Annotated in this window: 12 protein-coding genes; 4 read left to right on the top strand and 8 right to left on the bottom strand. The window is 28.9% G+C overall.

Translation table 11 applies throughout. The annotated features are described in order from the left end of the window. Positions 1-20: 20 nt before the first annotated feature. The 7 genes from DIC82_07095 to DIC82_07065 all read right to left on the bottom strand — a co-directional run bounded on the left by DIC82_07095 (position 21) and on the right by DIC82_07065 (position 9,002). Positions 21-1,310: a PTS lactose transporter subunit IIC gene (locus tag DIC82_07095; protein ID AWK50794.1), complete on the bottom strand. Its 1,290-nt coding sequence runs from the start codon at positions 1,308-1,310 to the stop codon at positions 21-23. Positions 1,311-1,549: 239 nt separating this feature from the next. Next, the gene (locus tag DIC82_07090) at positions 1,550-2,653 is read right to left on the bottom strand and encodes a DUF871 domain-containing protein (GenBank protein AWK50793.1); all 1,104 of its coding nucleotides are present in this window, start codon (positions 2,651-2,653) and stop codon (positions 1,550-1,552) included. A gap of 18 nt (positions 2,654-2,671) precedes the next feature. Further along, a complete protein-coding gene (locus DIC82_07085; protein AWK50792.1) occupies positions 2,672-3,559 on the bottom strand; it encodes an ATPase in 888 nt (295 codons plus the stop codon). A 44-nt stretch (positions 3,560-3,603) separates the two neighbouring features. After that, the gene (locus tag DIC82_07080; GenBank protein ID AWK50791.1) at positions 3,604-3,909 is read right to left on the bottom strand and encodes a PTS lactose/cellobiose transporter subunit IIA; all 306 of its coding nucleotides are present in this window, start codon (positions 3,907-3,909) and stop codon (positions 3,604-3,606) included. Positions 3,910-3,929: 20 nt separating this feature from the next. After that, complete coding sequence (locus tag DIC82_07075; protein AWK50790.1) at positions 3,930-4,241, bottom strand: PTS sugar transporter subunit IIB; 312 nt, start codon at positions 4,239-4,241, stop codon at positions 3,930-3,932. A gap of 206 nt (positions 4,242-4,447) precedes the next feature. Further along, positions 4,448-7,198, bottom strand: coding sequence for an AAA family ATPase (locus DIC82_07070; GenBank protein ID AWK50789.1), 2,751 nt, complete (start codon positions 7,196-7,198; stop codon positions 4,448-4,450). A gap of 367 nt (positions 7,199-7,565) precedes the next feature. Further along, positions 7,566-9,002, bottom strand: coding sequence for a PTS glucose transporter subunit IIBC (locus tag DIC82_07065; protein ID AWK50788.1), 1,437 nt, complete (start codon positions 9,000-9,002; stop codon positions 7,566-7,568). Positions 9,003-9,438: 436 nt separating this feature from the next. Between DIC82_07065 and DIC82_07060 the strand changes: the two genes are divergently transcribed. The 4 genes from DIC82_07060 to DIC82_07045 all read left to right on the top strand — a co-directional run bounded on the left by DIC82_07060 (position 9,439) and on the right by DIC82_07045 (position 13,652). Next, positions 9,439-9,927 carry a PTS glucose transporter subunit IIA gene (locus DIC82_07060; GenBank protein AWK50787.1) on the top strand — a complete coding sequence of 163 codons (489 nt, stop codon included), beginning with the start codon at positions 9,439-9,441 and terminating at the stop codon, positions 9,925-9,927. 44 nt (positions 9,928-9,971) lie between these two features. Then, on the top strand, positions 9,972-10,826 hold the full coding sequence (locus tag DIC82_07055; protein ID AWK50786.1) for a transcription antiterminator BglG: 855 nt from the start codon (positions 9,972-9,974) through the stop codon (positions 10,824-10,826). A gap of 37 nt (positions 10,827-10,863) precedes the next feature. Further along, complete coding sequence (locus DIC82_07050) at positions 10,864-11,424, top strand: adenylate cyclase (GenBank protein ID AWK50785.1); 561 nt, start codon at positions 10,864-10,866, stop codon at positions 11,422-11,424. Between the two features lie 263 nt (positions 11,425-11,687). After that, positions 11,688-13,652 (top strand): class 3 fructose-bisphosphatase, encoded by a 1,965-nt coding sequence (locus DIC82_07045; protein AWK50784.1) that lies wholly within the window; start codon positions 11,688-11,690, stop codon positions 13,650-13,652. 245 nt (positions 13,653-13,897) lie between these two features. Here DIC82_07045 and DIC82_07040 read toward each other — a convergent pair whose 3' ends face one another. Continuing rightward, complete coding sequence (locus DIC82_07040; protein AWK50783.1) at positions 13,898-14,845, bottom strand: ROK family protein; 948 nt, start codon at positions 14,843-14,845, stop codon at positions 13,898-13,900.

Here is a 14,845-nt window from a genome sequence, read left to right as displayed (position 1 = left end):
TTGTTTATATAATCTGCCTATTAAATTTCTACTCCTGCGCCTTCCTCAACTTTTATCTCTGCTTTACCTGCAATATATACAAATGGAAGATATATTATTACACTTACAGCTAAGCAAATAACAGACGTAACTGCACCCATAATTGAATTAGTAGATATCAATGCATTTAAAATTGGTGGTGTTGTCCAAGCTGCCATTATTGATACTTTTGGTACAAATCCTATATAAGTTAATACATATGCTATAATTGTTGAAACCATAGGTGCTAATATAAATGGAACGCAGTACATTGGGTTTAATACTATTGGCATACCAAATACTATTGGTTCATTTATATTGAAGCATCCTGGTGCTAGTCCTAAGTTAGCAATTGTTCTTTGTTGAGTACCTGCTTTTTTCCCTAATATATATATTGCAATTATTAAAGCTATTGTAGCTCCTGATCCACCCATATATACAAATGAATCTAAGAATTGACTGCTTAATATGTTTTCTGGTTGTAATCCATTTTTAATTGCTTCTGTGTTAGCCATAAGTAGTGGAAGTAATAATGCATTTATTACTGGTGCAAGTATGTTTGACCCATGTAGTCCAAAGACCCATAATACTTGTGTTAAGAATACTATTATCAATACTCCACCTAAGCTTCCTGCAAATCCTTGTAATGGCTTTTGAATTGTAAAGAATAGTGCTTGATGCATATCTGTTATGCTAAATGTTATAAATAACTGCTTAATACCTGCTGCTATTGCTAGGATTATAATTGATGGAATTAATGCTGCAAATGATTTAGTAACAGCTGGTGGTACTCCATCAGGCATTTTTATTACCAATCTAGGATTTCCTATTAATTTAACAAATAGTTCTGTAGATACTAATGCTACTATTAATGCAATAAATAGTCCTTGTGCTCCTAAGAATGTAAATGGTAATGCTCCCCCATCCGGAGTTGCTGCATATAGAATGATAGATGCTGCTTCAGCTACTATTCCAGCTGCTAAACCATCTTTTTCATATGATCTTGCTAAATGATATGATACCGTAAATACAACTAATATAGACATTATTGCAAATGATCCAGTCCAAATATTGCCTCCCCAGGCTTGCCATCCTACAGGTAAGATTGAATTCAATAAGTTTTGATACCATTGAAAGCCTAAATTATTAAATAATACTGCAAATGCTCCTGCCATAATTATTGGCATAATTGTAGCGAACCCATCCCTGATTGCCATAAGATGTCTTTGTGAACCAATTTTAGCTGCAATTGGCACAAAGTGTTCTTCCATCCATTCAAAAAATTTGTTCATAATATTTCCCCCTTATCAATTATTATTTTTTATTTGCTTGTATGAATTTTACAAGCGCTTATTTCCCTAACTTTTTTAAGTTAGATATTTATATTTTCCTCTATTATGTTAAAATATTAATAACAACAAAAATATAAAAACATAATTGAAGGTAAATAGCATAATTTAAAAGAATAAGATTTTTTGCTACTTTTAGCTTGTTTTTTGCCTTCAATCACAAAATACAGAAAACATAGCAGCTATGCATTTGGGCTCTTATTTAAGTTAAAACCAAAGTTCATCCAAGGTTCAATATAGTCTAATAGAAATATTTCCTCATCTGCTATCTTACCCACTACATTAGTCTTGCCACTGTTCTTCATATCTTTTAAAGCAACTTGAAGCTCACCTGCATATTTAGTATATAAATCTGAATCTATTAATATATCTCCTCTTTTTATATCAATAGTATTAACTGCTGGAAAACTTTCACCTTTATATTTAACTCTACTTTGAGTAGACCTTAACATGTATTCTGAGACATCTCCTCTATTATTATGAAACTCTTCAAGAACAATTTTTTTATCTAGTTCAGTTGCGCTTTCATTAAATTCAATCTTAAATATTAATTTTTCTTTATTTAATTCACTTAATGCCTTAAGTTCTTCTTCACATGCAAATGAATTTGCTATTATAATATCATCAATTAACCCTGTTGATAGAAGATGTTTAGCTTGTACATCTATTGGTAAATCCCTATGGATTTCTAATGTGCATAAACCTTCTGAAACTGGCCAAGGTCCATACTTTGCACTGGATGAATTTACAAATGCTGCTGTATTTAACCCTAGTTCCTTAAATTGTTTTGAGCATTTTATAAAATGTTTAAATGAAAGTCCTGTATATTTATGAGGATAAAAATTGTGACATGCATATAAATTATTAGTATTAGCTTTATATGATAGAATATTATCAATGTACTTAGTTCCACTACTCATATTTAATTCTATTTTCAATCCATATTCATTAAAACTCATAATAGACTCTTCATAACCACTAAAACCCATATCTAATCTTATTCCATCTAAACCCATATCCTTAAATACCTTTAAGTCGTATATAGATGCATGTAATTTTTCAAATATTGTTGGATCTAAATCTGCAATAACCTCCATATTTTCTTCTTTTGCTGCTGCCACCATAGTTTTAAACTCGCCTATTATATCTTCTACTTTTTTATCAGCTACTGAAATCAGACATGTAAATATTCTCTTAAATCCATACTTTCCTGCTAAATGTATATACTTAATTATTTCATTTATGTCATTATGGCTTGGATAAACTGAAATTCCTAATCTTTTCATATCTTCACATTCCTTTTCTTATTTAATTTTGTTTATATAGTAAGCTCCTATTGTTGGAGAAATTTCTTCATCTACAATGTCTTCAATTACTATACTTTCTCTTAAATAATCTTCAAAAGCATTTCTAAGTACTTTAGCTTTTCTAATAACTCCGCCAACTAATGCTATAGAGCAGCTTTTAAACTTTAATTTCTTGTATACATTTATAACTGTCTTAGCAAGTTCTCTTCCTTCTTTAATCAATATTCCAGCTGCTATTTCATCACCAGCTTCTCCGAGTCTTGCAACTATTGGAGTTAAAGCTGCTATCTCATCCTTAGTTGATGAATATACAAACTTTGTTACCTCTTCTACTGAAATAATTTCTAGGTGTTTCATAATCTTTTTAGTTAACTCTGATTTTTCAATAGAATTTTCTTCTTCATATATCATTCTCTTTATTGCATCTATTGAAACTCTATATCCGCTGCCTTCATCTCCTAATAGATTTCCCCAGCCTCCGCATCTCGAAGTAACATTATTATTAATTCCAAAAGCCACTGAGCCCGTACCAGCTATAGTCAGTATTCCATCTTTTCCTTTTAGCATAGCCTTTAATGCTATTTCTGCATCATTCATAACCACACAATTAATTTTTAATTCTCTTTTTATTGTATCTGAAATTATCTTTGAATTTTCACCAACCTCTGATCCAGCAATCCCTAAATATACTCCATTAAGATCATTAGTTCCAAATCTATTTATTATTTCCCTTATAGCACTTACTATATTATCTAAAGCTATTTCTTTATTATTTAATAAATTTGCAAAGCCTTTTATTGATGTTGCTATAACTTTTCCATGTGAGTCATAAGCACTAGCCTCTGTTTTTGTTCCTCCACCATCCACTCCTATTACATACTTCATATTCTCACCACCATTCTTTGTTTTACATAAAAATAAATTTGAATCTATTTCTTGTGTAATTCTTCATGTATATCTATGATTTCTACTGCAAGAGTTTTTAATGTCATACTTGTCATCAAATGATCTTGAGCATGTACCATAAGTAGTGAAACTTCTGTCTTTTCTCCACTAGCTTCTTTTTGTATTAAAGATGTTTGAACATTATGTGCTTTGGATAGTTCTTCTTCAGCTTTTACTATTAGTTCTTTTGCTTCATCTATATTTCCTTTTTTAGCACATTGAATTGCTTCCATTGAATAACTTCTAACTTCTCCACTGTGTACTATAAGATTCATTATTATTTCTTCCATCATGTTTTACTCCTTTTAAACTACTTATTTTCTATAAGCTCTAAAGCTCTCTCTAAAACTTTTTCTCCGTTCATTGTTCCATAATGAACTGTATTTATTACTTCTACTGGTATATTTTTTCCTTCTAAACTCTTTTTGAATTTTGATAATAAAAATCTAACTTGTGGCCCTAATAATAAAATATCTGTATCATCTATATATTCCTTAGCATCTGTTTCACCTATAGCTTGTATTCTACACTCAATCCCTTTTACTTTTGCTGCTGCTTCCATTTTTGAAACTAATAAACTTGTAGACATTCCTGCACAACAAACTAATAATATTTTCTTCATTGTTGAATCCTCCTTTAAACTTTTGATTTAGTTTTATTTATTATTTATCTTTCCTTACACCATTATATAAAGCAATTAACATGCCAACTTTTAATATATTAGTTTTAAAAAGCGAAATAGCTTTATTACTACATTTCAGCTTACTTTTTAGAGTGTAAAAATAAAAAAAATAGTGTGTAAACTATATTTACACACTATTCCCATTTTTACACAATAACTATATTTTCTGTAACCATCCTAACTATATATGCTAATTCATCATCTCCAATGTTTATCTCATAGGTTTGTTCTAAAACTCTTAAAGCCTTTTTAATTAATATAAATTCTTTATTATTTTTATATCTATAATCTTCAAGATTTTTAAATGTTATTTCATTTCCACCATGTTTTAGCTTATCTATAAGGAAACTCACATGAATTAAAATTCCTACTTGTGCATCATTCTGTATTCTTACTTCTAAGCTTTCTTCTATTTGTTTTATCATATCTCTAATATTAGTAACTAATTTTATACAATCTAATCCCGTTATTTGAGTTATTAATGCTTTCTTTACCTTAAAAAAGTCTTGTTCAATATCAAGTAAATGTTCTAAATATTTTATTCCTTGTTCTATAAAAATATCTTGGGCAGATATGAATGGCACGCCTTCAATAAATATGTTTACGGTTCCTACAACTGCTAATATTGTATACTTTTCTTTTAATTCACTTACCTTTTTTAAAAAGTCTTCTTTATCTAAAATATCAAGAGGTATTATCTTTACTTTCTCTATATTTCTCAAACTACAACTTATTCTTGTTTTTATTCTTTCTGCTGCACCTTCACCTGTAAAGCATGTAGTAATTATAATAAGTTCTTTATCATCCTTATAATCTTCTTTAGGCATTTGTATAGATGCCCTTCCTATCTCCTGACATGAATTATATATCGAATCTAAACTTCTACCATTTAAAGCTTTTCTCCCTGCTTCAATAACAGTTAAAGTTGTTACCATATCAATTGTTTTAATTTTGATTCCCAACTCATTACTAATAATATTTCCAAAGTTAATTAATGATCCCATATCAACTAAGATTAATATACCCTTTTCATTGTATATTTTTTTAATCTTTTCCTTAGCCTTTTCAAACATATATTCTGTTTTCATTGTTAGTGGCATATCCAATGCTTGTATATATTCTTCTCCTATCAACGAATTAGCTACTTCTACCATACTGCTAGCTGTACTTGTTCCATGCATCATAACTAATACACTAACTTTTTCTTCTAATTGTACACAATTATCATCATTACTTGTAGATAAAAACATAGTTATATAACCTATTTCATCTAATGGGACATCTAAATTAAATTCTTTTTCAACAATCTTAACTATTTCCATGGCTACAATGAATTCTTCTCTGTATTGAACCCTGACAAAATTAAGTTTAGGATGATATATCTTTTTTTGTGAAGTAATCCTTTCAATGCTGCCTTGCAAATGAAGTGATAATCCAAAGTAAACTTTTTGATCAAATTCTCTGTGTAATTTTTCTGATGCCATTTTTAACATTTTTTCAACAACTGTTATTACTCTTAAATCCACAACCTTTGAAATTTCATCTTTTTTAAAGTTTGTAGTTATAGTACTAATATATTTTTTAAAATACTTTTCAAAATCAATATTTAAAATATTATTTATCCTAGTTTCGTCCATGCCTTGGTTTTTTAAGTCTTCCATCTTGTTTTCTATAATTGAGTAAAAACTCTTATTCTCAGAATTTTCTGTTTGACTAACCTCTAATTCAAAATTTCTTAATACATTATCTTCATTAGAAAATCTTAAAATATCCGTCATGTTTTTGGATAAATAATCTATTTCTTTTCTATATTCTTGGATTTTCATTATTCCTTTTTGAACTCTAGGTTGCAAGTCACCTTGATCTATTAAAATATAACTATTTTTATTTATTTTATAATTTAAAAATACCTTAGCACAAGAAAGCTGAACATCACTTTTCAATTGACCTATATTACTCGGACAATCATATAATAAAAATGATATAATTGCATTTTTACTTACATATATGCTCTTCGCTAGCCTCAATGATTCTGCTATTATAAAATCATTTAAAAGGTAATATCTTTCTTCCAATTTTCTTTCTCTTAATGGAGGTAATACTATAGTCATGGGAATTCTTCGCGTAAATGTTTTCAATAGGAACGATTGAGGTTGTTCAGTTGTTGCTACTATAATTTGTACCTCAGCTTTTATTTTTTTCTCAGTATCTCCCAGTTGTCTAAAATATCCCTTATCAATGAAAGTAAATAGCATTTCTTGCCCTTGTGGCGATAATCTATGTATTTCATCTAAAAAAAATATTCCCCCATCTGCTTTCTTTAATAATCCTTCTTTATCACTATCAGCACCAGTAAATGCTCCTTTTTTTACTCCAAATATCTGAGCTACAACTAATTGTGGATTATCTGCATAATCTGCACAGTTAAATCTAACAAAGGGTGCATCAACAGCTATCATATTTGATTCTTTAGCAAAGTAATACATAACTTCAGCAAATAATGATTTTCCCACGCCAGTTTCACCCAATATAATAGTATGTAGTCCCCTAGGTGGATATAATATTGCCGCTTTTGCTTGTTGTATTGGTAGCTTAAGTGACTGCTTGGCACCTACAAGCCTCTCTAAACTATCTTGATTTTTAACTATCTGTTCATATTTATTTTCACTTAAATCGTTATCTTCTATTAGTTTTTCAATACTACTATATATAACAGGTCTTCCATCTTTTTTATTTATTCGCTTCTCCTTATATAGTTTATTTAAATATCTACTTATATTTGTCCGATCCAATCCCATATAAGAACTTAGTTCAGCAGCTGTTATTCCCCTTTTCTTATCCTTTTCAACTTTAATTAGATATTTTAGAACTTCTTCTTCTCTCGTCAGACCTTCCATAAAAGCTTCCCCCTTCCTCCAATCATAATCAATATTCCTTAAAACTTTCTACTAAGTTAATATTAACTTTGCTATATTAATTATTATAAACTTTAGCCACTGTAAAAAAAAGCCTTTATGCACATGAGATAAAATAACAGACCAAAGATGCGATGCATGTTTTACTTCATACAAGGAGGTAAGTTTTGTTCATATCAGAGGCTATTAGTGACGAAGTATGGCGTAAAATAGACAAGCATACTAGTTTGTTATTTTTTGAGTGTGCCTTTAAATATATATAACCTCTATAAGTAAGTATTTTTAGTTTATTACTACTTACTTATAAAGGTTATTAAAATATGGTTATAAATTATTGCATTTATTTTTTCTATTTACATAATTTTTTAAATTCATCTGCTACAAATTGTACTTGTGTTCCAACAACAACTTGTAGACTTGTTTTACCAGGTCTTATTATCCCTGATATTCCTGCAGATTTAATAATCTTTTCATTCACCTTTGCTTGGTCTCTAATTTCTAAACGTAATCTAGTTACACAGTTATCAATAGATACTACGTTTTCTTTTCCGCCAACACCTTCTAAGATAATAGATGCTACTTGTGTGAAATCATTATTTGAAAGTTTCACATTAATCTCTTCATCTTCATCATCTTCTCTACCTGGAGTTTTTAAATTAAATTTAGTAATTACAAAACGGAATACTATATAATAAACAACACCGACTACTAGACCAATTGGAATCAACATAAGTGGATTTTCAGCCATAGGTGCCTTAAAACTTAGGAACCAATCTACAAAACCTGCACTAAAGTTAAATCCTGATCTTACTGGTAACAATGTACATACAATTGCAGAAACACCTGTTAGTCCAGCATGAACTAAATATAAACCTGGAGCTAAGAACATGAATGCAAATTCCATTGGTTCTGTAACACCAGTAAAGAAAGAAGATATTGCAGCTGCTAATAATAAACCATATACTGCTTTTTTCTTTTTGTCTTTAGCTGTATGATACATAGCTAATGCACCTGCTGGTAAACCAAACATCATTACTGGGAAGAATCCTGTCATATACATACCTGTTTGTCCAAGTACTCCTTTGCCTGACCAGAAGTTACCAAGATCATTAATTCCAGCTACATCAAACCAGAATACAGAGTTAAGTGCATGATGAAGACCAAATGGTATTAATAATCTATTTAAGAATGCGTAAATACCAGAACCAATAGCGCCTGTAGATATAATTGATTTACCGAAAGCTACTAATCCTCCATAAATAAGAGGCCATGCAAAGAATAAGATTAAAGATGCAACAATTGATGCTCCTGCTGTTACAATAGCGACACATCTTTTTCCACTAAAAAATCCTAAAGCATCTGGCAATTTAACTCCTTTAAATCTGTTATAACAAGCAGCACCAATTAAACCTGATAAAATACCAATAAATTGCGTTTGAGTCTTAGAAAATGCTGGTGCTACTTCTTTAACATCAATATGGCTAAACATTGCTACAGCGCCTGGAGCTAACAAAGTTGTAATCATAAGCCATGATACAAGTCCTGCAAGTCCTGCTGTACCGTCATTATCATCTGACATTCCAACACCTACACCAATTGCAAATAAAATTCCCATATTATCGATTAATGAACCACCTGCTTTTAATAAGAAAGCTGAAACTACGCTGTTTGCTCCCCATCCAGTAGGATCAATCCAATAACCAACACCCATTAAAATACTTGCAACAGGTAAACAAGCAACTGGAAGCATTAATGATTTGCCTAATCTTTGTAAATACTTCATCATAATATAATTCCCCCTATATTTTTTATTTATTTAAAGGATTTTTACATCCTTGAAATACACTATTACACTATTAAGTTTATTAATAAAATTCCTATTAATTCTAGAAAAATAAAAAAAGCTGAGAAGGATAAATTACTATTATCCTTTTCAGCTAATGCCCAATTTAATCGGTTACACGCGGAATATTAAATTTATATATTCTTTTATGGTTCTATGCTTTTATATTACTATATCTTTTTTGTATAATCAATACTTTTTTCATTGTTGACACGAATTATCTTAGATAATATAATTAGTGCTATAAATGTGTTACTGTTAAATCAGGCATGAGTTTACCTTGTACAGGAAGCTTATGCCTTTTTCTTAGTACTAAGACGTATGAAAAAATAAAAAAATGAGAGGAAGTGAACATTCCTGATTAGTCAGGAATATAAATATGTTTAATTTTTTTAAAAGGAAGTCAAACAAAGAAATAAAATTAGTTGCACCTATAACTGGTAGAACAATAGATTTATCTAAAGTACCTGATAGCGTATTTGCTCAAAAATTAGCTGGTGATGGAGTTGCTATAGATCCAATCGGTGATATAATAGTTGCACCTGCTGATGGAGAATTAACATTAGTATTTAAAACATTACATGCTTTTGCAATAACACTTGCGAGTGGTGCTGAATTATTAATTCATATAGGGATTGATACTGTTTCTCTAAATGGTGAAGGATTTCAACAACTAGTTGAAGCTGGAACTATGGTTAAATCTGGAACTCCAATTATAAAAATAAATAGAGATTTTATTTTAAGCAAAGGTTTTTCTTTAATAACTCCTGTTCTAATTACCAATATGGATATTGTTAAAGAATTGAAAGCCAATATTGATAAAGATGTTATTTCAGGACAGGATGAAGTAATTAGTTTTAGTTTATAAAAAATAATTTTATTATTTAAATGATAAATAAAAAGGGTGAGAATATGAGTATACTTATTGATTCGGCAGTCATATTAAAGTCTTATAATAACAATATAGTTTCTGTGAAAATAAACGGAAATGAAAGAATACTTTTTTGTAAAGGCATTGGATTTGGTAAAAAATTTGGAGACAAGATTGAAAAAGGTACTGAAGTTGAAAAGGTATTTGTTATTGAGGATGAAGATAATTTAAGGAATTTTAAACAGGTAATTGAAAATGTTGATGAAGAATTTTTAATGTTATGTGAAAAGATCATATCCAATATAGCAACTGAATTGAAAGAAAATTTAGATGAGAGAATACATGTTGCATTAGTAGATCATTTAAACTTTACAGTGAAAAGACTTTCAAATAATGAGGAAATAGAGAATCCATTTCTTATGGAAATTAAAGCACTATATCAAAAGGAATATACCTTGGCAGAAAAAGTTGCAGAAACTTTACAAAATGAAAAAAATATAACCATTCCAGTTGGTGAAATTGGATTTATAGCATTGCATATTCATTCTGCTAGAAATTGTGGCAAATTATCTAATACAATAAAGAGTACGCATCTAATAAATTCAGTAGTTAAATATGTTGAAGAACAAATAGACGTACAAATAAACAAAACATCTTTAGATTATGCTAGATTTTTGACACATTTAAGATTTGCAATAAAAAGAATATTAGTTGATATATCTATTAAAAATGATTTTATTAAGGAAATAAAGTCCAGGTATAAGCTATCTTATAAGATAGCTAAGGGTGTATCAAAGATATTAATTGAGCAATTAGAAAAGGATGTTACAGTGGATGAAATAGCATATTTAGCAATGCATATAGAAAGATTCAGAATATCTACAATAGACAAATAGAAAATAATTTAACTTAAATAAAAGGAGACTATTTTTTATGCAAGAATTAGAAACTAGAATTATTGACATTGATGTTGAAAATATAAGAAGTATTTTATTATCAAATGGTGCTGAAAAAGTTAAGATGGAAGATCAAGTTAATGATATATATGATTTTGAAGATGGAAGGCTTCTAGAAAAAAAGGGATATGCTCGAATACGAACGGTAAATGACATTCTTAATAGTAAAGTTGTATATTTCATGACAACAAAGAAAATGTTGTCTCAGAAAATATTTAAAGTCATGGAAGAAAATGAAACAATAATAGAAGATAAACACATGGGTGAAGGAATATTTAAGTCTCTTGGCCTTATTCTAAAAGAATCTAATAAGAAATATAGAGAAAGCTATAAATTATATGATTGTCTCATTGAAATAGACATAAATGATAAGAGTTTTTGTCCATTTCCTTATTTAGAAATAGAAACTACATCTGAAGAGAAATTAGAAAAAGTAGTTAAGTTACTTGGCTACACCTTAGAAGATACAACTGCTCAAACCATTTACGATATTTTGTCTCAAAGAGGAATGCTTAATAATAATCCTAAAGGAGTTTAAGACACATACAAAAAAAATAACAAGTTAGTATGCTAGCATATTTGACTTGTTATTTTCTTTTATATTCCTAATATTATTTATAGTATTAAAAGTAAATCTAATGTAAAATAGAGATAGATATACTTTTAAATCAAATCTGTTTAGTTTATATATTAAATCATATTTTTCGAAATAACTGTTCAGTATGATTATATACTTTTTACGAATAGTTATTTTTTCATATGCATAAAGCTAAACATTTTTGCTTATAAAGGGAGGATGTTATGGATATTTATAATGATGATTTAAAATATTTAAAATTACTTGCTAAGCAATATCCAACTATTGCAGAAGCATCTACTGAGATAATTAATTTAGAAGCAATTTTAAATTTACCTAAAGGAACAGAACATTTCTTAGCTGATCTTCATGGTGAATATGAACCATTTGTTCACGTTTTAAGAAATGGTTCAGGTGCCGTTAAAATAAAGATTGAAGAAGTTTTCGGCAACTCATTAATGGACTCTGAGAAGAGAAGGCTGGCCACATTAGTTTATTATCCCGAACAAAAATTAGAGATAGTTTTAAAGGAAGAAAAGGATATAAATGATTGGTATAAAATAAACTTATACAGGTTAATTGAGTTATGTAGATATACATCTTCTAAATATACAAGATCAAAGGTAAGAAAAGCACTTCCAAAAGATTTCAGCTATATTATAGAAGAATTATTGCATGAAGAAGCTGCTAACAATGATAAACAGGGTTATTATGATGGAATAATAAATACTATTATAGATATTGATAGAGCAAAAGAATTTATAATAGCTATATCAAACCTAATACAGAGATTAGTTGTGGATAAGTTACACATACTAGGAGATATATATGATAGAGGGCCAAGACCTGATATAATAATTGACACCCTTATGGATTATCATTCTGTTGACATACAATGGGGTAATCACGATATATTATGGATGGGAGCTGCTTCTGGCAATACTGCCTGTATAGCAAATGTCTTAAGAATAGCAGCTAGATATTCTAATGTAGATGTAATTGAAGATATATATGGTATAAACTTATTACCACTTGCAACCTTTGCACTTAAATATTATAAGGATGATAGCTGCACTGCTTTTATTCCTAAAAATAATGATGAAACTGGATATGGAACTTCTGAAATTGAACTTATATCTAAAATGCATAAAGCTATAACAATTATTCAATTTAAACTTGAATATGAAATAATAAAGAGAAGACCTGAATTTAAAATGGATCATAGATTACTTTTAAATAAAATAAATTATAAAGATGGATCTATAACGTTAAATGACATTACTTATGAACTTAGTGATAAAAGTTTTCCTACAATAAATTATAAGAATCCATTCGAGCTTACAAGTGAAGAAAAAAAATTGATAGATAAACTCCAAATTTCATTTTTAAATAGTGATAAATTACAAAAACATGTTTTATTTTTATTTAATAAAGGTAGCATATACTTAACTTATAACTCTAATCTTTTATTCCATGGGTGTATTCCCCTAAATAAAGATAAAACCTTTAAAAGCATAACCCTTAATGGACAAAACTACAAAGGTAAAAATCTTTTAGATAAATTTGATACCTTAGCTAGAGAAGGTTACTTCAACAATAGAGGTAGCGAAGAAAAGTTATATGGGATGGATATAATGTGGTATTTATGGACAGGATCTTGTTCTTCTCTTTTTGGAAAAGAAGATATGACTACCTTTGAAAGGTATTTTATTAAAGATAAGACCACACATAAAGAAAATAAAAATCCATATTATGATTTTAGGGATACAGAAGAAATGTGTAATTTAATCTTTGAAGAATTTGGTTTAAATCCATTAGAATCTAGAATAATAAATGGACATGTCCCAGTAAAAAATAAATTGGGTGAAAATCCAATAAAGGCTAATGGTAAACTTATAGTTATAGATGGAGGTTTTGCAAAAGCATATAGAAGTCAAACTGGTTTAGCCGGATATACATTAACTTACAACTCCTATGGATTGCACCTTATATCTCATCAACCTTTTAAATCAATTGAGGACGCATTTAGCAAGGAAACAGATATACTATCTTCAAGAAAAATAGTAGAAAAATTAGATAGAAAAAAAGTTGGAGATACTGATGTAGGCAAAGAATTAAAGAATCAGATTACAGATTTAAAATTATTACTTAGAGCTTATAGAAAAGGGCTAATAAATGAGGTAAGATAAATAAGTTTTACTATTAATATAAAATAGTATATACAAGTAATTTACAAATACCATAGTAAAGAAATAGCCATGAAGTTAATTAATAAATTAATTTCATGGCTATTTCTACTTAATATTTACAGTTATAAACTCACTCTTGTCATTTTATGCTTTATTATATACTCAAATTTTTAAGGTTACTAAATTTTCCAAAACCAGCAATGGCCTATTTTAGATACAATAAAATAGTGAAATTATGAAGTATACTAATCTATTTTTGTTGATTTAATATTATAATACACAGCACCTATAAGTCCAGCATCATTTCCTAACATAGCTGCTTCTACTTTTAAATTTTGTGAAAATTTCTTCATTACTTTATTTAAAACTATTTCTCTTATTGGTTCAATAAATAATTTTTCTTGCTTACTTACTCCTCCACCAATTAAAATTATCTCTGGATTAAATATATGGGTTAAACTTATTAGACCCTTACTTATATTTTCAATCCATTCATTTACAATATTCTTTAATTCTTTATTTTTTTCTACCTCATTGAATATTGCTAGTCCATTTATCTCTTCTTTTTTAAATGAAACATCACCTAATTTTTCATAATTTTCTTTTACTTCTTTTACTAGTGCTGTCATAGATGCATATCTTTCATAGCAGCCTACATTTCCACATGTACACGCTCTTCCATTTGCATCTATAGAAAAGTGTCCTAGTTCTCCTGCTATTCCAATACTGCCTAAAAGAATCTTTGAATCAACAATAATTCCTCCACCAACTCCAGTTCCAATAGTAACCCCTATGACATTTTTATATCCTTTTGCTCCACCTAACCATTGTTCTCCAATTACCATACAATTAGCATCATTTACAACTGTTGTTCTTACATTATATATTAATTCTAATTCCTTTTTTATTTCAGTATTACACCAATTTTTAATGTTTCCACCTATTCCAACAACACTACCCATATTGCTGTCAATTTGTCCTGTTGCAGAAACTCCAATTCCACTTAAATCTTTTGCACATACATTAGAATCTCTTAAAAATGTATCTATTGATTTTTTTACTGTTTCAAATATTGGTGTTTCATAGCCATCGAATGCTACATCATAACTACATTTATCAAGTATTTCGCCCGTTTCTGTGACTATTCCCATTTTTACAGCTGTACCACCAATATCTACACCTAAATATCTCAT

Source organism: Clostridium beijerinckii (assembly GCA_003129525.1).
GTDB lineage: Bacteria > Bacillota > Clostridia > Clostridiales > Clostridiaceae > Clostridium > Clostridium beijerinckii_D.
The sequence above is the reverse complement of the archived record's forward strand: the minus strand, read 5'-3'. Positions and strand labels throughout refer to the sequence as shown.